Raw genomic sequence first — 19,542 nt, forward strand, 5'->3', positions numbered from 1 at the left:
TAGGGCAGATGCTCGGTTTCGTTCAACGCCTGCTTTCGGGCAGCCGGTCGGCGCGCTGCTGCGGGGGGCTGCTCGGCGCGCTGGGCCTGGCGCTGCTGCTGGTGGCGGCACCGGCGCCGGCCTCCGAGGAGGACGAGATGATGGGCTTCCTGGTCGACGACTCGATCTCGCACATCGGCCACGAGTTCTATCGCTACTTCAGCGACCGCATGCGCGACACCAGCCGCCTGGATTTCAACCTGGTGATCCGCGAGCGGCCCGATGCGCGCTGGGGCAGCCTGATCATCGTCGAGTACGAGCAACGCGTGGTGTACCGGCGCTTCCTCCCGCCGAACACCTCGGAACTCCGGGCCATCGCTTCCGAGGCGGCGGACCTGGTGAAGCAGCAGATCGTCCGCAGGAAGCTGGAAGCACAACTGCAGGACAACACAGACCTGGAGAAGGATGAACTATGAACAGGAAAACGCTAGGGCTCCCGGCCTGCCTGTGGCTGGCGAGCAATCTGCTGTCCGGCTCGGCCGTGGCCTCCCAGCTGGTCTACACCCCGGTCAACCCGTCGTTCGGCGGCAACCCGCTGAACGGCCAGTGGCTGCTGAACAACGCCCAGGCCCAGGACGATCACAAGGACCCCGATCTGCGCAGCAGCGCGCTGTCGCCCCTGGACCGCTTCACCAACCAGCTGCAGTCGCGCCTGCTCTCGCAGCTGCTGACCAATGTGCAGAACGGCAATACCGGGACCCTGAGCACCGACGATTTCATCGTCAACCTGGTCAACGATTCGGGAGCCCTGACCATCCAGATCACCGACCGCGCCACCGGTGAGATTTCCGAGATCGTCGTCGACGGTCTGAACTGACGTGACCACAAGGAAGACAAGGCCATGAATGCAGTGATGAAAGTCGTACTGCTGGTAGCCGCCATCGCCATCCAGGGCTGCGCCTTGCGCGACCCGATGCCGGCGGAGCAGGGCAAGCAGCCCACACTGACGCCAAGGACTTCGACCTACTACGACCTGCTCGCCCTGCCGCGGCCGAGGGGCAAGCTGGTGGCGGCGGTCTACGGTTTCCGCGACCAGACCGGGCAGTACAAGCCGGTCCCGGCCAGTTCCTTCTCCACCAGCGTCACCCAGGGCGCGGCGAGCATGCTGATGGATGCCCTGCAGACCAGCGGCTGGTTCATGGTGCTGGAGCGCGAGGGCCTGCAGAACCTGCTGACCGAGCGCAAGATCATCCGCGCCTCGCAGAAGAAGCCCGACACGCCGGTGAATATCCAGGCGGAACTGCCGCCGCTGCAGGCCGCCAACCTGATGCTGGAGGGCGGGATCATCGGCTACGACACCGACGTCCGCACCGGCGGCGACGGCGCGCGCTACCTCGGCATCGGCACCTCGGTGGAATACCGCGCCGACCAGGTGACGGTGAACCTGCGCGCGGTGGACGTGCGTACCGGCCAGGTGCTGGCCAACGTGATGACCACCAAGACCATCTTCTCCATCGGCCAGAGCGCCAGCGTGTTCAAGTTCATCGAGTTCAAGAAGCTGCTGGAGATCGAGGTCGGCTACACCACCAACGAACCGGCGCAGCTCTGCGTGCTGGCGGCGGTGGAGTCGGCGGTGGCGCACCTGATCGCCCAGGGCATCGAACGCCACATGTGGCAGGCGGCCGATGCCAACGCGGCGACCGACCCGACGCTGAGCAAGTACCTGACCCAGAACAATCCGCCGCTGACGGCGACGAACTGAGCCGACCCGTAGGGTGGACGTGGCTTTTCACGTCCACCATCGGAGGCGGGATTCGGGGCGGGTGGGTGCAACCCGCCATTTCGCGGCTACCGGCGGGTTGCACCCGCCCCACGATTCCCCACCCAACTCCGCGTTCTTTCCCCACAATCGGGCCGGATTCCCCATCGGCCCGATTTTTTCTTTTCCATGGAAGTGTTCGATATTCGCACGAATAGTCGATTATCGCATTGTTCGCTCCCCGGCCCGCGGATAAGGTTTTCCCAACGGCATCACCGGATGCCCTGGATGACCGAACGAGAACAACCATGGCCGAACTCCTCACTCTCCGCGAAGCAGTCGAGCGTTTCGTACACGACGGCGACACCGTCGCCCTCGAAGGCTTCACTCACCTGATTCCCACTGCCGCCTCCCACGAGCTGATCCGCCAGGGCAAGAAAGACCTGCACCTGGTGCGCATGACGCCCGACCTGGTCTACGACCTGCTGATCGGCGCCGGCTGCGCGCGCAAGCTGACCTTCTCCTGGGGCGGCAACCCCGGCGTCGGTTCGCTGCATCGCCTGCGTGACGCGGTGGAGAAGCAGTGGCCGAACGCGATCGAGATCGACGAGCACAGCCACGCCGACCTGGCCAACTCCTACGTCGCCGGCGCCTCGGGCCTGCCGTTCGCCGTGCTGCGCGCCTACGCCGGCTCCGACCTGCCGAAGGTCAACCCGAACATCAGGTTCATCGAGTGCCCGTTCACCGGCGAGCAACTGGCCGCGGTTCCCTCGGTACGCCCGGACGTCACCGTGATCCACGCGCAGAAGGCCGACCGCAAGGGCAACGTGCTGCTGTGGGGCATCCTCGGCGTGCAGAAGGAAGCGGCCCTGGCGGCCAGGCGCTGCATCGTCACCGTGGAAGAGATAGTCGACGACCTGAACGCGCCGATGAACGCCTGCGTGCTGCCGACCTGGGCGCTCTCCGCCGTCTGCCACGTTCCCGGCGGCGCGCATCCGTCCTACGCCCATGGCTACTACGAGCGCGACAACCGCTTCTACCAGGCCTGGGACCCGATCGCCCGCGACCGCGAGAGCTTCACCGCGTGGATCGATACCTATATCCGCGGCACCAGGGATTTCGCCGAGTTCCAGAAGAAAATCGCGGAGGGCAAATGATGAGCGCCTACAGCACCAATGAAATGATGACCGTCGCCGCCGCCCGCCGCCTGAAGAATGGCGCCGTCTGCTTCGTCGGCATCGGCCTGCCGTCCAAGGCTGCCAACCTGGCGCGCCTGACTTCCTCGCCGGACGTGGTCCTGATCTACGAATCCGGCCCCATCGGCGCCAAGCCGAGCGTGCTGCCGCTGTCCATCGGCGACGGCGAACTGGCCGAGACCGCCGACACCGTAGTGCCCACCGGCGAGATCTTCCGCTACTGGCTGCAGGGCGGCCGTATCGACGTCGGCTTCCTCGGCGCCGCCCAGGTCGACCGCTTCGGCAACATCAACACCACCGTCATCGGCGACTACAACAACCCGAAAGTGCGCCTGCCGGGCGCCGGCGGTGCGCCGGAAATCGCCGGCAGCGCCAAGGAAGTGCTGATCATCCTCAAGCAGTCGCACCGCACCTTCGTCGACAAGCTGGCCTTCATCACCTCGGTCGGCCATGGCGAGGGCGGCGATCATCGCAAGCAATTGGGCCTGCCCGGCAAGGGGCCGGTGGCGATCATCACCGACCTGTGCATCATGGAGCCGGAAGCCGGCAGCAACGAATTCATCGTCACCTCGCTGCACCCGGGCGTGACCCGCGAGCAGGTGATCGAGAATACCGGCTGGGCGATCCGCTTCGCCGAGTCCGTAGCCGAAACCGTTGCCCCGACCGAGGTCGAGCTGAGCGCGCTGCGCGCTCTGGAAGCCCGCACCGCGGCCGCCCACGGCCAGCAGGGAGGTGAGGAATGAGCCGCGAAGTCTATATCTGCGATGCCGTGCGCACGCCCATCGGTCGCTTCGGCGGCGGGCTCTCGGCGGTGCGCGCCGACGACCTGGCCGCCGTGCCGATCAAGGCGCTGGTCGAGCGCAATCCGCAGGTGAAGTGGGACGAGCTGGACGAGGTCTACCTCGGCTGCGCCAACCAGGCCGGCGAGGACAACCGCAACGTCGCGCGCATGGCGCTGCTGCTGGCCGGCCTGCCGGAGAGCATCCCCGGCGTGACCCTGAACCGCCTGTGCGCCTCGGGAATGGACGCGGTGGGCACCGCCTTCCGCGCCATCGCCAGCGGCGAGATCGAGCTGGCCATCGCCGGCGGCGTGGAATCCATGTCCCGCGCGCCCTACGTGATGGGCAAGGCCGACAGCGCCTTCGGCCGCGGCCAGAAGATCGAGGACACCACCATCGGCTGGCGCTTCGTCAATCCGCTGATGAAGGCCCGGTACGGCGTGGATGCCATGCCGCAGACCGCCGACAACGTGGCCGATGAACATCAGGTCAGCCGCGCCGACCAGGACGCCTTCGCCCTGCGCAGCCAGCAGCGCGCCGGCGCAGCCCAGGCCGCCGGCTACTTCGCCGAGGAAATCGTCCCGGTGGTGATCAAGGGCCGCAAGGGCGAGACGGTGGTCGACGCTGACGAACACCTGCGTCCGGATACCACGGCCGAAGCGCTGGCCAGGCTGAAGCCGGTCAACGGCGAAGGCAAGACCGTCACCGCCGGCAACGCTTCCGGCGTCAACGATGGTTCGGTGGCGCTGATCCTGGCGTCCGCCGAAGCGGTGAAGAAGCATGGCCTGACGCCTCGCGCCAGGGTGCTCGGCATGGCCAGCGCCGGCGTCGCGCCGCGGGTGATGGGTATCGGCCCGGTGCCGGCGGTGCGCAAGCTGCTGGAGCGCCTGAACCTGTCGGTCAGTGACTTCGACGTCATCGAGCTGAACGAAGCCTTCGCCGCCCAGGGCCTGGCGGTCACCCGCGATCTGGGCATCTCCGACGACGACGCCCGGGTCAACCCCAACGGCGGCGCCATCGCCCTCGGCCACCCACTGGGCGCCAGCGGCGCTCGCCTGGTCCTCACCGCTGTCCATCAACTGGAAAAGAGCGGCGGCAAGCGCGGCCTGTGCACCATGTGCGTAGGCGTGGGGCAGGGCGTGGCGCTGGCTGTAGAGCGCGTATAACAGCCCTCTCCGAACCGCGTAGGATGGGTGGAGCGAAGCGATACCCATCATTTCCGGCGCCAGCCATTCGGCGGGCGCCGCTGCTGATTTCCGGGAGCCCTTGATGCCCACCGTAAAACTCGCCGATGGCGACCTGAACTACCTCCTAGAAGGCCCGGCCGACGCTCCGGTGCTGGTGCTGTCCAACTCCCTGGGCACCGACCTGCACATGTGGGACGTGCAGATCCCCACCTTCACCGAACACTTCCGCGTGCTGCGCTACGACACCCGCGGCCATGGCGGCTCGCTGGTCAGCGCAGGCCCGTACAGCATCGAGCAACTCGGCCGCGACGTGCTGGCCCTGCTGGACAGTCTGGACATCGCCAGGGCCAGCTTCTGCGGCCTGTCCATGGGCGGCCTGATCGGCCAGTGGCTGGCGATCAACGCGCCCGAGCGCATCGAACGCCTGGTGCTGTGCAACACCGCCGCGAAGATCGGCACTCCCGAGGTGTGGAATCCGCGCATCGACAGCGTGCTGGCCGGTGGCGCACAGGCCATGCGCGAGCTGCGCGATGCCTCCATCGCCCGCTGGTTCACTGCCGATTTCGCCGAGGCCGAGCCGGGCAAGGTCGAGCCCATCGTCGGCATGCTGGCGCAGACCTCGCCGGAAGGCTACGCGGCCAACTGCGCCGCCGTGCGCGACGCCGATTTCCGCGAGCAGCTGGATACGATCCAGGCACCGACCCTGATCGTCTGCGGCAGCGCCGACCCGGTGACCACCACCGAACACGGCCGCTTCATGCAGGAACGCATCCGCGGCGCGGAACTGGCCGAGTTCCATGCGGCGCACCTGTCCAACGTTCAGGCGGGCGACGCTTTCACCCGCCGCGTATTGGACTTCCTCCGCGGCTGAAAACGAGATCGCGGGCATGGCCCGCTCCTACAGGTCGAGGCCGGGTTTGACGATTGTAGGAGCGGGCCATGCCCGCGACCTGGCGGGTGCAACCCGCCAACCTTACCCGCGGTTGCGCCGGAACAACCCCGGATACTCGATCACCAGCCCATCCGCATCCACCTCCAGCACCGCCCGGAACCCGCTGCCTCCCAGGTTCTGGTACAGGTAGTGCCCCGCATCGAGCCGCGTATATCCCTGGCGCATGCGCCGCGGCTGCAGCTCCGGCGCCTCGATGAAGACCATCTCCAGTTCGGCACGCTGCCCATCCACCAGCTGCAGCCGGCGGATCGGAAAGGTATTGGTGAACGGCGTCGGCCAGATATCGATATCCAGGCAGCCCTCCAGCTCCGGCAGCGGCGTGCCATCGGCGAGCTGCCAGTGGCCGTCGCCGTCGGCCAGCAGATGCAGTTCGCGGTCGCCGGCCTCGCTCTCCACGCGCAACTGCGCTTCCCGCAGATGCCAGCGTTGGTCCCAGCGCAGGCTGTATTCCAGCTGATAGGGCGGCTGGCGTTCCTCGCCGATCGCCCGCAACTGGCTGTCGGCGCGCCCATCCTGCAGGCGCAGGGATTCCCAGCTGGCGGCCGGCTTGTGCCAGATTCCCGTCCAGCCCAGTTCCTTCAGCATGGCTCGTCCAGCAGCAGGCCAAGGCGCAGGCGCCTGGGCAGGCGGCGCACCACCAACTGGTGCGAGCGGGTCAGCGCGGCGCGCAGTTCGGCGTCGTCCATGGGATAGGGGCGGCTCATGGCGATCCAGCGGGCGCGGGCGAGGTAGGGCGCCGGGCGGATGCCGGGGCGGTCGACGTAGCCGAGGAACAGTTCGTCATCGACCTTGAACGCCAGCCCGCCGCCGTCGGGATCGAGGAAGTCGAGAATGGCGAACATCTTGTTGCCCGCCACGGAGAACACGCGGTTGCTGCCCCACTTGATGTCTTCGCGGGCGCCGGGCAGTTGCAGGCAGAAACGGGCGATCTGTTGCGGCGTCATCGGCATTCCCCCGGGCCGGGATCAATCGCGGAAATAGACTTCCACCAGATGGTAGCCGAACTGGCTTTTCACCGGCCCGTGCACCACGCCGACCGGCTTCCTGAAGATCACCATGTCGATGGATTTGACCATCTGCCCCGGACGCACCTCGCCCAGATCGCCGCCGCGCTTGCCGGAGGGGCAGGTGGAGTGCTTCTTCGCCAGGGCGGCGAAATCCTCGCCCCTGGCCAGCCGCTGCTTGAGCTGTTCGGCTTCGGCCTGGGTCTTGACCAGGATATGGCGGGCCATGGCGACGGGCATGGGTGGTTCCTCTGTCTTGGGAAAGGCGCATTGTAGCCGGCGGCGAGGGGGCGGTGATGCAGGTCGCATTTCCGTAGCCGTAGCGTTGTGCCATGTCGGACCCGTCCCTAGAGTGCATCCGAATATTCCTAGAAGTGGGCCGGCCGGCTCGCCAATATCCCTTGCGTATGGATGCACGAACATGGATATCCAGTCGATGCTGAAGATCCTGGCCAGCCAGGACGGTTCCGATCTCTATCTCTCCACCGGCGCACCGCCCTGCGCGAAGTTCAACGGCGTGCTCAAGCCCCTCACCGGCGAGCCGCTGAAGGCCGGCGACGTGGCGCGCATCGCCTGGTCGCTGATGGACGACGAGCAGAAGACCGAATTCGAACGCGAGCTGGAGATGAACCTGGCGATCGCGGTGGGCAACGTGGGGCGCTTCCGCGTCAACATCTTCAAGCAGCGCAACGAGGTTTCCATCGTGGCGCGGAACATCAAGCTGGACATCCCGCGCTTCGAGGACCTCAAGCTGCCCGAGGTGCTGCTGAAGACGGTGATGGAGAAGCGCGGGCTGGTGCTTTTCGTCGGCGGCACCGGTTCGGGCAAGTCGACCTCGCTGGCGGCGCTGATCGACTACCGCAACCGCAACAGCGGCGGGCACATCATCACCATCGAGGACCCCATCGAGTACGTGCATCGCCATCGCAAGTCGATCATCAACCAGCGCGAGGTCGGCGTGGATACGCGCAGTTTCCACGCCGCGCTGAAGAACACCCTGCGCCAGGCGCCGGACGTGATCCTGATCGGCGAGATCCGCGACCGCGAAACCATGGAGCACGCCCTGGCCTTCGCCGATACCGGCCACCTGGCGATCTCCACGTTGCATGCCAACAACGCCAACCAGGCGCTGGACCGCATCATCAACTTCTTCCCCGAGGAGCGCCGGCCGCAACTGCTCAACGACCTCGGCAACAACCTCAAGGCCTTCGTCTCCCAGCGCCTGGTGCGCACCACCGACGGCAAGCGCCGCGCCGCGGTGGAAGTCCTGCTCGGTACCTCGACCATCAGCGATCTGATCAAGCGCAGCGAGTTCAGCTCGATCAAGGAGATCATGGAGAAGTCCCGCGCCCTGGGCATGCAGACCTTCGACCAGGCGCTGTTCGACCTGGTGGTGGAAGGCGTGATCAGCGAGGACGAGGCGGTGAAGAATGCCGACTCGGCGAACAACCTGCGCCTGAAGCTCAAGCTGTACCGCGACGGGGCGGTATCGGTGGCTGCACCGGTGGTGACGCCGAGCGCGCCGGCGGAGGCCAGCAACTGGGGACTGGAACTGATCCTCGAGGAACTCCAGGAAGAGGATGGCGGCTCCCTGGCGCATTGACGCGGCGGTCGCTGATCGCACGGAACGAGGCGCGATCAAGCTGGGCGCGGGGCGACTTCTTGGGTACCCTGTCGCTCCCGCCTTCGAGCGTTCATTCCCGCGTTCCAGCGTCCTGTCCCTGTCGATGAGTACCCCCAGTTCGCCACTGTCCGGCGTCAATCGCCCGTTCATGGGCATCCTTCTGATCGTCCTGGCGACCTTCATGTTCGCCAGCCACGATGCCCTGTCGAAGTACCTCTCCGGGTTCTATTCGATCCTGCTGGTGGTGTGGGCGCGCTATATCGTGCACACGCTGCTGATGGCGGCGATCTTCCTGCCCCGATCCGGCCTGAGCGTGCTGCGCACCCGTCATCCGCTGCTGCAGTCGCTGCGCGCACTGTGCCTGCTGGCGACCAGCTTCTTCTTCGTTTCCGGGCTGCAGTTCATTCCGCTGGCGGAAGCCACTGCGGTGGTATTCCTCACGCCGCTGCTGGTGACGGCGCTATCCGTGCCCCTGCTGCGCGAGCGCGTCAGCCTGGGCCAGTGGCTGGCGGTTTCCCTCGGTTTCGTCGGCGTGCTGATCATCGTGCATCCCGGCGGCGACCTGTTCACTCCGGCGGTGCTGTGGCCATTCGCGTCGGCGGTGAGCTTCAGCTGCTATCAGCTGCTGACCCGCAAGCTGAGCGCGGTGGACAGCGCCACCACCAGCAACTTCTTCGCCGGGCTGTTCAATACCCTGCTGGTGAGCGCGCTGGTGCCGTTCTTCTGGCAATGGCCGACCGCCTGGCACGCCGTGCTGATGCTGGCCCTGGGAGCCTGCGGAATGCTCGCGCACCTGGGGCTGACCCAGGCGTTCCGCTACGCCGCGCCTGCGCTGCTGGCGCCGTTCAGCTATTGCCAGATCATCTTCGCCGGCCTGCTCGGGCTGGTGGTGTTCGGCCATGTGCCGGGACATGCGACGCTGCTCGGCATCCTGGTGATCTGCCTGAGCGGCATCGCGGCGGCCTGGCTGCAGCGGCGCAACTGAGAGGGAGAGGGGCGCCGGGTCGCGCCCCGAAGCGCTCAGCGTTCGTCGAGGGCGAACGCGGTGAGGCAGTGGGTGGGGACGCCGGCGTCGTTCAGCTTGGCCGAACCGCCCAGTTCCGGCAGGTCGATGATCGCGGCGGCCTCGAAGACCCTGGCGCCCATGCGCCGCACCAGCTGGGCGGCAGCCAGTAGGGTGCCGCCGGTGGCGATCAGGTCATCGAAGATCAGCACGCTGTCGCCTTCGCACAGGCTGTCGGCATGGACCTCCAGCAGTGCTTCGCCGTATTCGGTCTCGTAGGGCTGGGCCAGCACGTCCGCCGGCAGCTTGCCGCGCTTGCGGAACAGCACCAGCGGCTTGTTGAGTTCGTAGGCGATGATCGAGCCGATCAGGAATCCCCGCGCGTCCATCGCGCCGATATGAGTGAAGTCCGCCTCGACGTAACGCTGGATGAAGCTGTCCGCGACGAAACGCAAGGCGCGCGGCGACTGGAACAGCGGGGTGATGTCACGGAATATCACACCGGGCTTCGGGAAGTCGGGCACTGCGCGGATCAGGGATTTCAGGTCGAGCTGAGTGAGGATCATGCTGGTAGGCACCTGGTGAAGGTGAAGGCTTTTTCGAAAGGCAAAAGTATAACGGGCCCGTCTTTCGACGAGCCCGTTTTCGATGGCCGGAGAAGAAGCCGCTTGCCTGGAATCAGTTTTCCAGCTCGCCACCCGCCAGGGCGCAGAGCTCGATGGAATCCAGGATGCGCACTTCCTTGCCGTCGGCGGCGATCAGGCCGTTCTGCTGGAAGCGGGTGAAGACGCGGGAAACCGTCTCCACGGCCAGACCGAGATAATTGCCGATCTCGTTGCGCGACATGCTCAGGCGGAACTGCTGGGCGGAGAACCCGCGGGCGCGGAAGCGCGCGGACAGGTTGATCAGGAAGGTGGCGATACGTTCGTCGGCGGTCTTCTTCGACAGCAGCAGCATCATCTGCTGGTCGTCGCGGATTTCCCGGCTCATGACCCGCAGCAACTGGCGGCGCAGTTGCGGGAGCTGCTCGGACAGTTCATCCAGGCGCTCGAAGGGGATTTCGCAGACCGAGGTGGTTTCCAGAGCCTGGGCGGACACCGGGTAGGTATCGGTATCCATGCCGGAAAGACCGACCAGTTCGCTGGGCAGGTGGAAACCGGTGATCTGCTCTTCGCCGTTATCGGTGATGCTGAAGGTTTTCAACGCCCCCGAGCGAACGGCGAAAACGGCGCTGAACACATCGCCCTGGCGGAACAGGAAATCACCCTTCTTCAGCGGACGACCGCGTTTGACAATCTCATCCAGCGCGTCGAGGTCGTTGCCATTGAGGGACAGCGGAAGACACAGGGGGGCCAGGCTGCAGTCCTTGCAATGCGCCTGCGGCAGCGCACGCAACTTGATGGTTTCGGCCATGGGTTGAAATCCTTGAGTGGGGAAGGCGTATGAAAAGTAAGGGTACCGCAGGGCGGGGGGCGGGTGCCAGCAAAGCCGAGTCTGAACTGTTACGAAAATTCCCTTTATCGGAACGATCTGACGAGTTTTTCAGAGTATTCCTAAGCCAATCTCAGCGCATTGCGCAGCCGAGACGGAAACGTCATGCCTTTAGAGCGGCACCGGTGCATTAACGCACCGGTGGATGCAGGAAGCGGGAACAACCACAGGATCAGATGACGCGGGAGAAGCGCTGGATGTTCTGCATCGGCAGATAGTGATCGAACAGCATGCAGATCGAACGCACCAGCAGCCGGCCCGCTGCCGTGACATCGATACCGGTATCGCTGAGCCTGATCAGGCCGTCATCGGCGAAGTGCTGCAGCTCCGGCCAGACGCTGGCGAAATAGGTGTGGAAGTCGATATCGAAGGCTTGTTCGATCGCGGTGAAATCCAGCTGGAAGTGGCAGATCAACTGCTGGATCACCGCGCGGCGGATACGGTCGTCCGGGCTGCAGTGCAGGCCGCGGCGGGTCGCGAGCTGGTTGTTGTCCAGGCTGTTCTGGTAATCGGTGATGTCGTTGCTGTTCTGGGCATAGAGGTCGCCGATCTGGCTGATGGCGGATACGCCAAGACCGATGAGGTCGCAATGTCCGTGGGTGGTGTAGCCCTGGAAGTTGCGCTGCAGCGTGCCATCTTCCTGGGCGCTGGCCAGTTCGTCATCCGGCAGGGCGAAATGGTCCATGCCGATGTAGCGATAACCCGCCGCGGTCAGCTGCTCGGTGGTGCGCTGGAGCATTTCCAGCTTCTCTGCGGGGCTGGGCAGTTCCAGTGCGTTGATCCGCCGCTGCGGCATGAAGCGTTCCGGCAGGTGGGCATAGTTGAACACCGATAGCCGGCTGGGCTGCAGGGCGATCACCTGCTCGACGGTGCGGGCGAAGGTGGTGGGGTTCTGCCTGGGCAGGCCGTAGATCAGGTCGATGTTCACCGAACGGTATTGCAGTGTGCGCGCGGCATCGATGATGGCGCGGGTTTCGTCGTAGCTCTGCCGGCGGTTTATGGCCTGCTGCACTTCGAGGTCGAAATCCTGCACGCCGACGCTGACCCGGTTGAAACCGAGCTCGCGGAGCAGGCCCATGGTCGACCAGTCGGCCTCGCGGGGGTCGATCTCGATTCCGTAGTCGCCGGAGTTGTCTTCCTGCATGTTGAAATGCTGGCGCAGCTTGCCGAGCAGTTCACGCAACTGGTCCGGACTGAGGAAGGTGGGCGTGCCGCCGCCGAAATGCAGCTGTTCCACCGGCTGCTCGCTGCCGAGATGGCGGCTGACGATCTCGATTTCGCGGATCAGACGAGCCAGGTAAGGGGCGCTGCGGCCACGGTCCTTGGTGATGACCTTGTTGCAGGCGCAGTAGTAGCAGATGTTCGCGCAGAACGGGATGTGGACGTAGAGCGACAGCGGTCGCATCGCTTTGCGGCTATCGCGCAGCGCATGCAGCATGTCGAAGGGTCCGACTCCTTCGTGGAACTGCACTGCGGTGGGATAGGAGGTGTAGCGCGGGCCGGCCAGATCGTAGCGGCGGATGAGATCCGCGTCCCAGCGTATGTTTTCGAGCATGCCCTTGTCCCCGGGTTAGAAGAGCGTTTCGGAGAGTCTAGGGAGGGGCGACATCTCGCCGCTTGATTTGTATCAAGCGCCCTTGCCAGGCGGTGTGGCGAAGGAGGTATGCATTTCGTGGCCCATGATCCAGGCCTGATGGGGCCCCGGCAGGGTCCACAGGCCGAAGAGAATGACCAGCAGGCCACCGGCCAGGCGAACGCTCCGGCGTCGCAGCAGGGCGGTGATGCGTTCGGCGGCCAGGCCGGTCGCCAGCAGCACCGGCCAGGTGCCGAGGCCGAACGCGAACATCAGCAGGGCGCTGTCGACGGCCGAGCCCTGGCTGGAGGCCCAGAGCAGGGTGCTGTAGACCAGCCCGCAGGGCAGCCAGCCCCACAGGCCGCCGAGCAGCAGCGCGCGGGGCATGCTGGCGACCGGCAGCAGACGGCTGGCGATTGGCTGCAGGTGACGCCAGAGCCCGCGTCCGATGGCTTCGATGCGAGTCAGGCCGTGCCATACGCCCGCCAGATAGAGCCCCATCGCGATCAACAGCAATCCTGCAACGACGCGCAGCGCTCCGGCGAAAGGTGTTCTGGCGATGGCCCAGCCGGCGAGTCCCAGCAGCAGCCCTGCGCAGCTGTAGCTGAGGATTCGCCCGAGGTTGTAGGCGAGCAGCAGGCGCAGTCTTCTGCCGCGCTGCTCGACCGGAATCGCCATGGTCAGCGCGCCCATCAGGCCGCCGCACATCCCCAGGCAATGACCGCCGCCGAGCAGGCCGAGGACGATGGCGGAAACCAGCAGCGGCGCCAGTTCAGCCATTCGGCCTGTCCTTCGGGTTGTCTTTCGTTCCGGCCTGGTCCTGCGGATCGCCTTCGGCCTCGTCGACTCCGGCCTGGTGCCTGGGATCCTCGTCGTCGAACAGGATGCTGTGGGCGGGACTGTCCATGTCGTCGTACTGGCCGCTGTTGACTGCCCAGAAGAAGATCCAGATGGCGACCGCGACGATCAGGATGGCGATGGGAATCAGTACATAGAGCGCAGGCATATCATCTCCATCGGAACTTCAGGTCGCTGCCGGCCGGCTTCACTCGAAGCGGGCGCTGCCGGTCGACAGGACATCGCTGGTGCGCTGCGGACTGGGTGCGGGTTTCAGCTCGGGCGAGCGGGTCAGGCGCAGGGCATTGAGCACCACCGTCAGCGAACTGATGGACATGCCGACCGCAGCCCAGACGGGAGTGATCCACCCCAGGGCGGCGAAGGGCAGCATGATGCCATTGTACAGTCCCGCCCAGCTCAGGTTCTCGACGATTATGCGCCGGGTGCGGCGAGCCAGGCCAAATGCGAGGACCAGGCTTCCCAGGCGGTTCGACAGCAGCACGGCATCCGCATTGGTCTTAGCCAGGTCGGTTGCCGAACCCATGGCGATGCTGATGTCCGCCGCCGCCAGAACCGGCACGTCGTTCACGCCGTCGCCAAGCACCAGCACCCGGTGGCCTTGCTGGTGCAGTCGATGCAGCATCGCCAGCTTGTCGTCAGGGCGCAGTCCGCCGTGCCATTCATCGATGCCCAGCTCCCGGGCCACGCTGGCGACCATGGGCGAGCTGTCGCCGGAGAGCAGAAGCGTGCGCCAGCCCTGGGCACGGCAGGCATCGAGGAGGGCAGGGGCGTCTGTCCGCAGACGGTCGTCGAGCACCAGCCAGGCGAGGGGGCCGCGGTCGCTGCCCAGCAGCAGCCATTGGCCGGCTTCGTTCGGTGCCGCCGGGATTTCCGCTCCGCTGAGGTCGCAGACGAAGGCCGGCTGGCCGATACGCAGTCGATGTCCGTCGAGCAGTCCTTCCAGGCCGAGGCCGGGGTGGGACTCCACCTGTTCGGCAGCCTGCGGGGCGCGGCCGAAGGCGCGGGCGATGGGGTGCTCGGAGCGATTTTCGAGCGCGGCGGCGTAGGCGAGGCACCGGTCCGCATCGAGTTCGGCCAGCGGGTGGATGGCGCGAAGGGTGAGACGGCCTTCGGTCAGCGTCCCGGTCTTGTCGAAGATGACCGTGTCGATCTGCCTGAGACCTTCCAGTACGTGGCCGCGGGTCAGCAGCAGACCGAGCTTGTGCAGGGTGCCGGTGGCTGCCGTGAGTGCGGTTGGCGTGGCGAGGGACAGGGCGCAGGGACAGGTGGCGACGAGCATCGCCAGCACTACCCAGAAGGCGCGAGAAGAATCGTGCTGCCACCAGTACAGGCCGACCAGGGCTGCGAGGACCAGCAGGATCAGCAGGAACCACTGGGCGGCGCGGTCGGCGATTTCGGCAAGGCGCGGCTTGTCGGACTGTGCGCGTTCGAGCAGGCGCACGATGGCTGACAACCGGCTGTCGCTGCCGACTGCCCGTACCTCTATGGTCAGCGGGCCTTCGACGTTCAGTGTGCCACCGGTGACGCTGTCGCCTGCTGAGCGGGGTTGCGGCAGGTATTCGCCGGTCAGCAGCGACTCGTCGATGCTGGATTGTCCCGACTGGATCACGCCATCGGCGGGGACCACCGCGCCGGGTTGCACCAGCACCCGGTCACCCGGCCGCAGTTCGCTGAGCAGGATGCGCGTCGTCTGGCCCTGATGATCCAGGCGCAGGCAGGATGCGGGCAGCAGGTTCACCAGTTGGGCGGTGGCCGCGGCGGTGCGTTCGCGAGCCCGTCGTTCCAGGTAGCGGCCGGCCAGCAGGAACAGCGCGAACATGCCCACGGCGTCGAAATACAGTTCCCCTACGCCGGTGATGGCCGTCCAGATCCCGGCCAGATAGGCGCCGCCAATCGCCAGGGAAACGGAGACGTCCATGGTCAGGTGGCGGGTGCGCAGGTCGCGGAGGGCGCCGCGGAAGAACGGCTGGCAGGAGTAGAAGACGATCGGGGTGGTGAGGAACATCGCTACCCAGCGCAGGATGGCATGCAGTTCCGGGCTGAGATCGATGTTGAATTCCGGCCAGGTGGCCATGGTCGCCATCATCGCCTGGAACCACAGCAGGCCGGCCACGCCGAGCTGCCGCAGGGAGCGCCGGTTTTCCTCGGCCAGGCGCTCGGTGGCCTCGTCGGCCTGGTAAGGGTGGGCGGCATAGCCGATCCTGCGCAGTTCGGCGAGCAGCGCGCTCAGGGGCAACTGGCTATCGGACCAGCGTACGTGCAGGCGGTGGTTGGACAGGTTCAGCCCGGCTTCGGCGACGGCGGGCAACTGGCGCAGGTGCTTTTCGATCAGCCAGCCGCAGGCGGCGCAACTGATGCCTTCCATGAGCAGTGTGGTTTCGGCCAGTTCGTCCTGATGCTGAACGAAGGATTGCTGGACGTCCGAGCGGTCGTAGAGGGCCAGTTCGTCGCCGAGCTGGGCCGGCAGCACTTCGGGGTTGACCGAGGCTTCGCTGCGATGCCGGTAGTAACCTTCCAGGCCGCTCGCGACTATGGTTTCGGCGACTGCCTGGCAGCCGGGACAGCAGAACTCCCGGGTCTCGCCGAGGACCCGGGCAGTAAAGCGGCTGCCGGGAGGGACGGGCAGGGCGCAGTGATAGCAGGGGAGGGGAGCACTCATGGGCGCTCTACTTCGTCTCCCTTGAGCGGCTCGTCTCCCAGGACCAGAGAGCTGCCCGGGGCAATCTGTTCTTCTTCGAAGAGGCGCCAGGACTGCCCCGCCTCTTCACCGATTATCTCGACGAAGCGGCGACCATGGATGGCTTCATCGAGATGGCCGGTGTAGCGGCCGGGCTGCGCCGGGCTCGGCAGCAGTTCGATATGGCGGTCCTGGGCTTCCAGCGTCGGCGAAATCAGGTTGAGCATGACCTTGGGCGGCTGGCTTCCCCCGGACAGGCGCAGTTCGACTTCGCCGGTGAGGTCATCGAAGGTCACCCGTGCCTGCAGCCCAAGACGTTGGGCCAGGTGCTCGCGATCGAGCGAGCGGTTGATGCCTTTGCCGGCCTCGTAGTAGTTGTCGGTGACGAGGGGGTCCTGGTTGGTCGTGGCGATGTGCACGAACGTCAGGCTGAGAATGACCGACGTGCCGAGCATGCCGATGATGATCCAGGGCCAGAGGTGCTTGTACCAGGGCTGTACGGGCGTTGGCGAGGCCGACTGCATACTCTCGTTCTCACAAATGGGCCGCGCAACCGGGACGTTCGAGTCCCCGTGCGGGCAATACACAAAGGAGGGATTCTACGCGCTCTGGATATCGCCGGCATCCACGAAAGGCGGAGTGCCGGCGAATCGTCGAGATCAGCGAAGCCTCGGGCCGATGAAGCGGCTGGACGCTTCCTTGCTGATGTCCGGGTTGTCCACGGACTGGATGGTGAAGGTGATCTCGTTGGTCGTGGAGGGCAGCTTTTCCGGATCGATCGACAGTTCCACCGGCATGCTGAGGATGTCGCCGGCGCCGATCTTCACTTCCTGCCTGCCTTCCAGCCTGAGCCCGTCAAGGCCCTTCGCGCCCAGCACGTAGGTGTGATCCTGCTGATCCTTGTTCATGATCTTCAGGCTGTACACGTTCTCGATCCGGCCTTCGGCGTTCTCGCGGTACAGCACCCGGTCCTTGCTCACGTCGAAGCCCACCAGTGGCCGCAGCACGATGGCGGTGACGAGCAGGCCGATCATCGCGGTCAGGGCGATGGCGTAGCCGATCAGGCGCGGGCGGACCAGGTGGGTCTTCTGACCGGAAAGGTTGTGCTCGGTGGTATAGCTGATCAACCCGCGCGGATAACCCATCTTGTCCATGATGCTGTCGCAGGCGTCGATACAGGCCGCGCAGCCGATGCATTCGATCTGCAGGCCGTCGCGGATGTCGATGCCGGTCGGGCAGACCTGGACGCACATGGTGCAGTCGATGCAGTCGCCCAGACCCTGCGCCTTGTAATCGAGACTCTTCTTGCGTGGGCCGCGTTTCTCGCCCCGGCGGGGATCGTAGGAAACGATCAGGGTGTCCTTGTCGAACATCACGCTCTGGAAGCGGGCGTAGGGGCACATGTAGATGCACACCTGTTCGCGCAGCCAGCCGGCATTGCCGTAGGTGGCGAGGGTGAAGAAGCCGACCCAGAAGTAGGCCCAGCCATCGGCCTGTCCGGTGACCATCTCCGCGATCAGTTCGCGGATGGGGGCGAAGTAGCCGACGAAGGTAATGCCGGTCGCCAGGCCGATCAGCAGCCACAGGCTGTGCTTGGCGGCCTTGCGGGCGAGCTTCTGACCGCTCATGGGGGCCTTGTCCAGCTTCATGCGCTGGTTGCGGTCACCTTCGGTGACCTTCTCGCACCACATGAAGATCCAGGTCCAGACGCTCTGCGGGCAGGTATACCCGCACCAGACCCGGCCGGCGAACACGGTGATGAAGAACAGGCCGAAGGCGCAGATGATCAGCAGGCCGGAGAGCAGGATGAAATCCTGTGGCCAGAAGGTGGCGCCGAAGATGTAGAACTTCCGCTCGGGGAGGTTCCACCATACGGCCTGCCGGTCATTCCAGGTCAGCCAGACAGTGCCGAAATAAAGCAGGAAGAGGATGGCCCCCCCGCCCATTCGCAGGTTTCGGAAGAAACCGGTGAAGGCGCGGGTGTAGATTTTTTCACGGGAGGCATAAAGGTCGATGTTGTCACCGCTGCCCTTCTTGGGAGGGGTGACATCATGAACGGGAATCTGTTTGCTCATCAGTGCGTACCACGGCGGTGGGAGGGCGCCCTGTCAGTACATGCCGAGCAGGGTCAGAATTATGCTTGCACGCTTGGCAATGATACGGCCTGCAAAGCGCCATCACGGTGCGACCGTTGGTCGCGCTGGTCCATCATCAATGATAGCGGAGGCCCGAAACAGAGCGGCGCCGGTAAAGACCGGCGCCGCTCTGGCGTAACGCGGAAGGAGAGGGGAGGGCTTATTCGGCGCTCTTCTCGCCTTCACCCTGGGACAGGCTGTAGACATACGCGGCCAGCAGGTGGACCTGGTCGTTGCCCAGGCGCTCTTCCTGCGCCGGCATCTGGCCCTGACGGCCATAGCGGATGGTCTGCTGCAGCTGAGCGAAGCCGGAACCGTAGATGAAGCCGGCCGGGTGCGTCAGGTTCGGCGCGCCCATGGCCGCGGTGCCCTTGCCTTCCGGACCATGGCAGGCCACGCAGTTGGCAGAGAAGATCTTCTGGCCATTGGCGACATGCTCTTCGGTCACGCCTTCCGGCAGCTTGCGGCCGTCCAGCTTGGTATGGACGAACGCAGCGACGTCCTGCACACCCTGTTCGCCCAGTACTTCACCCCAGGCCGGCATGGCTGCGTGGCGACCGCCCATGATGGTGGTCTTGATTTCCGCGGTCGCGCCGCCCCAGCGCCAGTCGGCGTCGGTCAGGTTCGGGAAGCCGTAGGAGCCCTTGGCGTCGGAACCGTGGCAGACGGAGCAGTTGGAGGCGAACAGGCGGCTGCCCATTTTCAGGGCCTGCTCGTCCTTGGCTACGTCTTCGATGGGCATCGCAGCATATTTGGCGAAGATCGGACCATACTTCTCGTCCGCCTTGGCCATTTCCTTTTCCCACTGGTGTACGCCGGTCCAGCCCGGCTCACCGTTGGCGAAGGGCTTGCCGTCGGTGACTTCCTGGTAGCCCGGCAGCAGGCCTTTCCAGTTGCCGAGGCCCGGATAGAGGACCAGGTAACCCAGGGCGAAGACGAAGGTGGCGACGAACAGCATGAACCACCACTTCGGCAGGGGGTTGTCATACTCTTCGATTTCGTCGAACGAATGGCCGACGGTCTCGTCGGTCGCCTCGCTGCGTTGACCGCGGCGGGTGGCGAACAGCAGCCACGCCAGCGCGAAGATCGTGCCCAGGGTAAGTACGGTGACGTACACACTCCAGAAGGTTGTCATTCTTTGTTGCTCCTAGAAGCTTGCTCTTGCTCGACGTGCTTTTTGGCTACCGGGTCATCCGCGAAGGGCAGCATCGTGGCTTCGTCGAAGCTTTTCTTGCGCTTGCCGCTAAAGGCCCACAGCAGGACGCCGATGAAGGCAACCAACACCACTACGGTACCGATACCGCGAATAGTCCCGATATCCATCA

22 protein-coding genes are annotated in these 19,542 nt (G+C 65.4%); 9 read left to right on the forward strand and 13 right to left on the reverse strand.

Annotation, left to right across the window (positions count from 1 at the left end):
- Positions 1–8: 8 nt before the first annotated feature.
- The 7 genes from csgE to pcaD all read left to right on the forward strand — a co-directional run bounded on the left by csgE (position 9) and on the right by pcaD (position 5,771).
- On the forward strand, positions 9–455 hold the full coding sequence (csgE, locus tag BLR75_RS01840) for a curli production assembly/transport protein CsgE (protein ID WP_084310278.1): 447 nt from the start codon (positions 9–11) through the stop codon (positions 453–455).
- Positions 452–856, forward strand: a complete 405-nt coding sequence (locus BLR75_RS01845; protein ID WP_084310277.1) for a curli assembly protein CsgF — start codon at positions 452–454, stop codon at positions 854–856. Before csgE ends, BLR75_RS01845 begins: the two co-directional genes overlap by 4 nt.
- 36 nt (positions 857–892) lie before the next feature.
- Complete coding sequence (locus tag BLR75_RS01850) at positions 893–1,741, forward strand: CsgG/HfaB family protein (protein WP_371858105.1); 849 nt, start codon at positions 893–895, stop codon at positions 1,739–1,741.
- Between the two features lie 305 nt (positions 1,742–2,046).
- Positions 2,047–2,895 carry a CoA transferase subunit A gene (locus tag BLR75_RS01855; protein ID WP_084310273.1) on the forward strand — a complete coding sequence of 283 codons (849 nt, stop codon included), beginning with the start codon at positions 2,047–2,049 and terminating at the stop codon, positions 2,893–2,895.
- A complete protein-coding gene (locus BLR75_RS01860; protein ID WP_084310271.1) occupies positions 2,895–3,677 on the forward strand; it encodes a CoA-transferase subunit beta in 783 nt (260 codons plus the stop codon). The genes BLR75_RS01855 and BLR75_RS01860 overlap by 1 nt, the downstream gene beginning before the upstream one ends.
- A complete protein-coding gene (pcaF, locus tag BLR75_RS01865; RefSeq protein WP_084310269.1) occupies positions 3,674–4,879 on the forward strand; it encodes a 3-oxoadipyl-CoA thiolase in 1,206 nt (401 codons plus the stop codon). The genes BLR75_RS01860 and pcaF overlap by 4 nt, the downstream gene beginning before the upstream one ends.
- A gap of 103 nt (positions 4,880–4,982) precedes the next feature.
- Entirely contained in the window at positions 4,983–5,771 is a 789-nt protein-coding gene (pcaD, locus tag BLR75_RS01870) for a 3-oxoadipate enol-lactonase (RefSeq protein WP_084310267.1), read from the forward strand.
- A gap of 102 nt (positions 5,772–5,873) precedes the next feature.
- Here the strand turns inward: pcaD and BLR75_RS01875 are convergent, their stop codons facing one another.
- From BLR75_RS01875 to BLR75_RS01885, 3 genes are read right to left on the reverse strand one after another with little or no spacing between them, the layout of a single operon-like run.
- Complete coding sequence (locus BLR75_RS01875; RefSeq protein ID WP_084310265.1) at positions 5,874–6,437, reverse strand: putative glycolipid-binding domain-containing protein; 564 nt, start codon at positions 6,435–6,437, stop codon at positions 5,874–5,876.
- Positions 6,431–6,796, reverse strand: coding sequence for an MmcQ/YjbR family DNA-binding protein (locus BLR75_RS01880; RefSeq protein ID WP_084310496.1), 366 nt, complete (start codon positions 6,794–6,796; stop codon positions 6,431–6,433). The genes BLR75_RS01875 and BLR75_RS01880 overlap by 7 nt, the downstream gene beginning before the upstream one ends.
- A gap of 21 nt (positions 6,797–6,817) precedes the next feature.
- The gene (locus BLR75_RS01885; protein ID WP_084310263.1) at positions 6,818–7,096 is read right to left on the reverse strand and encodes a peptidylprolyl isomerase; all 279 of its coding nucleotides are present in this window, start codon (positions 7,094–7,096) and stop codon (positions 6,818–6,820) included.
- 181 nt (positions 7,097–7,277) lie between these two features.
- Here BLR75_RS01885 and BLR75_RS01890 point away from each other — a divergent pair, with 181 nt between their 5' ends.
- Both BLR75_RS01890 and BLR75_RS01895 read left to right on the forward strand, forming a co-directional pair.
- Positions 7,278–8,459, forward strand: a complete 1,182-nt coding sequence (locus tag BLR75_RS01890; protein WP_174688557.1) for a PilT/PilU family type 4a pilus ATPase — start codon at positions 7,278–7,280, stop codon at positions 8,457–8,459.
- A gap of 124 nt (positions 8,460–8,583) precedes the next feature.
- A complete protein-coding gene (locus BLR75_RS01895) occupies positions 8,584–9,465 on the forward strand; it encodes a DMT family transporter (protein WP_084310261.1) in 882 nt (293 codons plus the stop codon).
- Positions 9,466–9,500: 35 nt separating this feature from the next.
- Here BLR75_RS01895 and BLR75_RS01900 read toward each other — a convergent pair whose 3' ends face one another.
- From BLR75_RS01900 to BLR75_RS01945, 10 genes are all read right to left on the reverse strand, one after another.
- A complete protein-coding gene (locus BLR75_RS01900; RefSeq protein ID WP_084310259.1) occupies positions 9,501–10,049 on the reverse strand; it encodes an adenine phosphoribosyltransferase in 549 nt (182 codons plus the stop codon).
- Between the two features lie 112 nt (positions 10,050–10,161).
- A complete protein-coding gene (gene fnr, locus BLR75_RS01905; protein ID WP_084310257.1) occupies positions 10,162–10,896 on the reverse strand; it encodes a fumarate/nitrate reduction transcriptional regulator Fnr in 735 nt (244 codons plus the stop codon).
- A 250-nt stretch (positions 10,897–11,146) separates the two neighbouring features.
- Entirely contained in the window at positions 11,147–12,529 is a 1,383-nt protein-coding gene (gene hemN, locus BLR75_RS01910; RefSeq protein WP_084310256.1) for an oxygen-independent coproporphyrinogen III oxidase, read from the reverse strand.
- 72 nt (positions 12,530–12,601) lie between these two features.
- Complete coding sequence (locus tag BLR75_RS01915) at positions 12,602–13,327, reverse strand: sulfite exporter TauE/SafE family protein (protein WP_084310254.1); 726 nt, start codon at positions 13,325–13,327, stop codon at positions 12,602–12,604.
- Positions 13,320–13,553, reverse strand: a complete 234-nt coding sequence (ccoS, locus tag BLR75_RS01920) for a cbb3-type cytochrome oxidase assembly protein CcoS (RefSeq protein ID WP_084310252.1) — start codon at positions 13,551–13,553, stop codon at positions 13,320–13,322. Before ccoS ends, BLR75_RS01915 begins: the two co-directional genes overlap by 8 nt.
- A 39-nt stretch (positions 13,554–13,592) precedes the next feature.
- The gene (locus tag BLR75_RS01925) at positions 13,593–16,064 is read right to left on the reverse strand and encodes a heavy metal translocating P-type ATPase (RefSeq protein WP_084310250.1); all 2,472 of its coding nucleotides are present in this window, start codon (positions 16,062–16,064) and stop codon (positions 13,593–13,595) included.
- Positions 16,061–16,606: a FixH family protein gene (locus BLR75_RS01930; protein WP_084310249.1), complete on the reverse strand. Its 546-nt coding sequence runs from the start codon at positions 16,604–16,606 to the stop codon at positions 16,061–16,063. Before BLR75_RS01930 ends, BLR75_RS01925 begins: the two co-directional genes overlap by 4 nt.
- Positions 16,607–16,741: 135 nt before the next feature.
- Complete coding sequence (ccoG, locus tag BLR75_RS01935; RefSeq protein WP_084310247.1) at positions 16,742–18,157, reverse strand: cytochrome c oxidase accessory protein CcoG; 1,416 nt, start codon at positions 18,155–18,157, stop codon at positions 16,742–16,744.
- Positions 18,158–18,377: 220 nt separating this feature from the next.
- A complete protein-coding gene (gene ccoP / locus BLR75_RS01940) occupies positions 18,378–19,352 on the reverse strand; it encodes a cytochrome-c oxidase, cbb3-type subunit III (RefSeq protein WP_084310245.1) in 975 nt (324 codons plus the stop codon).
- Complete coding sequence (locus BLR75_RS01945; RefSeq protein ID WP_084310494.1) at positions 19,349–19,540, reverse strand: cbb3-type cytochrome oxidase subunit 3; 192 nt, start codon at positions 19,538–19,540, stop codon at positions 19,349–19,351. The genes ccoP and BLR75_RS01945 overlap by 4 nt, the downstream gene beginning before the upstream one ends.
- Between the last annotated feature and the right edge of the window lie 2 nt (positions 19,541–19,542).

The organism is Pseudomonas jinjuensis (assembly GCF_900103845.1).
Classification (GTDB): Bacteria; Pseudomonadota; Gammaproteobacteria; order Pseudomonadales; family Pseudomonadaceae; genus Pseudomonas; species Pseudomonas jinjuensis.

What these genes read in the sequence shown, in the direction of transcription:
- csgE (WP_084310278.1), top strand. Translation starts at nt 9, where the DNA reads ATGCTCGGTTTCGTTCAACGCCTGCTTTCGGGCAGCCGGTCGGCGCGC.
- BLR75_RS01845 (WP_084310277.1), top strand. Translation starts at nt 452, where the DNA reads ATGAACAGGAAAACGCTAGGGCTCCCGGCCTGCCTGTGGCTGGCGAGC.
- BLR75_RS01850 (WP_371858105.1), top strand. Translation starts at nt 893, where the DNA reads ATGAAAGTCGTACTGCTGGTAGCCGCCATCGCCATCCAGGGCTGCGCC.
- BLR75_RS01855 (WP_084310273.1), top strand. Translation starts at nt 2,047, where the DNA reads ATGGCCGAACTCCTCACTCTCCGCGAAGCAGTCGAGCGTTTCGTACAC.
- BLR75_RS01860 (WP_084310271.1), top strand. Translation starts at nt 2,895, where the DNA reads ATGAGCGCCTACAGCACCAATGAAATGATGACCGTCGCCGCCGCCCGC.
- pcaF (WP_084310269.1), top strand. Translation starts at nt 3,674, where the DNA reads ATGAGCCGCGAAGTCTATATCTGCGATGCCGTGCGCACGCCCATCGGT.
- pcaD (WP_084310267.1), top strand. Translation starts at nt 4,983, where the DNA reads ATGCCCACCGTAAAACTCGCCGATGGCGACCTGAACTACCTCCTAGAA.
- BLR75_RS01875 (WP_084310265.1), bottom strand. Translation starts at nt 6,437, where the DNA reads ATGCTGAAGGAACTGGGCTGGACGGGAATCTGGCACAAGCCGGCCGCC.
- BLR75_RS01880 (WP_084310496.1), bottom strand. Translation starts at nt 6,796, where the DNA reads ATGACGCCGCAACAGATCGCCCGTTTCTGCCTGCAACTGCCCGGCGCC.
- BLR75_RS01885 (WP_084310263.1), bottom strand. Translation starts at nt 7,096, where the DNA reads ATGCCCGTCGCCATGGCCCGCCATATCCTGGTCAAGACCCAGGCCGAA.
- BLR75_RS01890 (WP_174688557.1), top strand. Translation starts at nt 7,278, where the DNA reads ATGGATATCCAGTCGATGCTGAAGATCCTGGCCAGCCAGGACGGTTCC.
- BLR75_RS01895 (WP_084310261.1), top strand. Translation starts at nt 8,584, where the DNA reads ATGAGTACCCCCAGTTCGCCACTGTCCGGCGTCAATCGCCCGTTCATG.
- BLR75_RS01900 (WP_084310259.1), bottom strand. Translation starts at nt 10,049, where the DNA reads ATGATCCTCACTCAGCTCGACCTGAAATCCCTGATCCGCGCAGTGCCC.
- fnr (WP_084310257.1), bottom strand. Translation starts at nt 10,896, where the DNA reads ATGGCCGAAACCATCAAGTTGCGTGCGCTGCCGCAGGCGCATTGCAAG.
- hemN (WP_084310256.1), bottom strand. Translation starts at nt 12,529, where the DNA reads ATGCTCGAAAACATACGCTGGGACGCGGATCTCATCCGCCGCTACGAT.
- BLR75_RS01915 (WP_084310254.1), bottom strand. Translation starts at nt 13,327, where the DNA reads ATGGCTGAACTGGCGCCGCTGCTGGTTTCCGCCATCGTCCTCGGCCTG.
- ccoS (WP_084310252.1), bottom strand. Translation starts at nt 13,553, where the DNA reads ATGCCTGCGCTCTATGTACTGATTCCCATCGCCATCCTGATCGTCGCG.
- BLR75_RS01925 (WP_084310250.1), bottom strand. Translation starts at nt 16,064, where the DNA reads ATGAGTGCTCCCCTCCCCTGCTATCACTGCGCCCTGCCCGTCCCTCCC.
- BLR75_RS01930 (WP_084310249.1), bottom strand. Translation starts at nt 16,606, where the DNA reads ATGCAGTCGGCCTCGCCAACGCCCGTACAGCCCTGGTACAAGCACCTC.
- ccoG (WP_084310247.1), bottom strand. Translation starts at nt 18,157, where the DNA reads ATGAGCAAACAGATTCCCGTTCATGATGTCACCCCTCCCAAGAAGGGC.
- ccoP (WP_084310245.1), bottom strand. Translation starts at nt 19,352, where the DNA reads ATGACAACCTTCTGGAGTGTGTACGTCACCGTACTTACCCTGGGCACG.
- BLR75_RS01945 (WP_084310494.1), bottom strand. Translation starts at nt 19,540, where the DNA reads ATGGATATCGGGACTATTCGCGGTATCGGTACCGTAGTGGTGTTGGTT.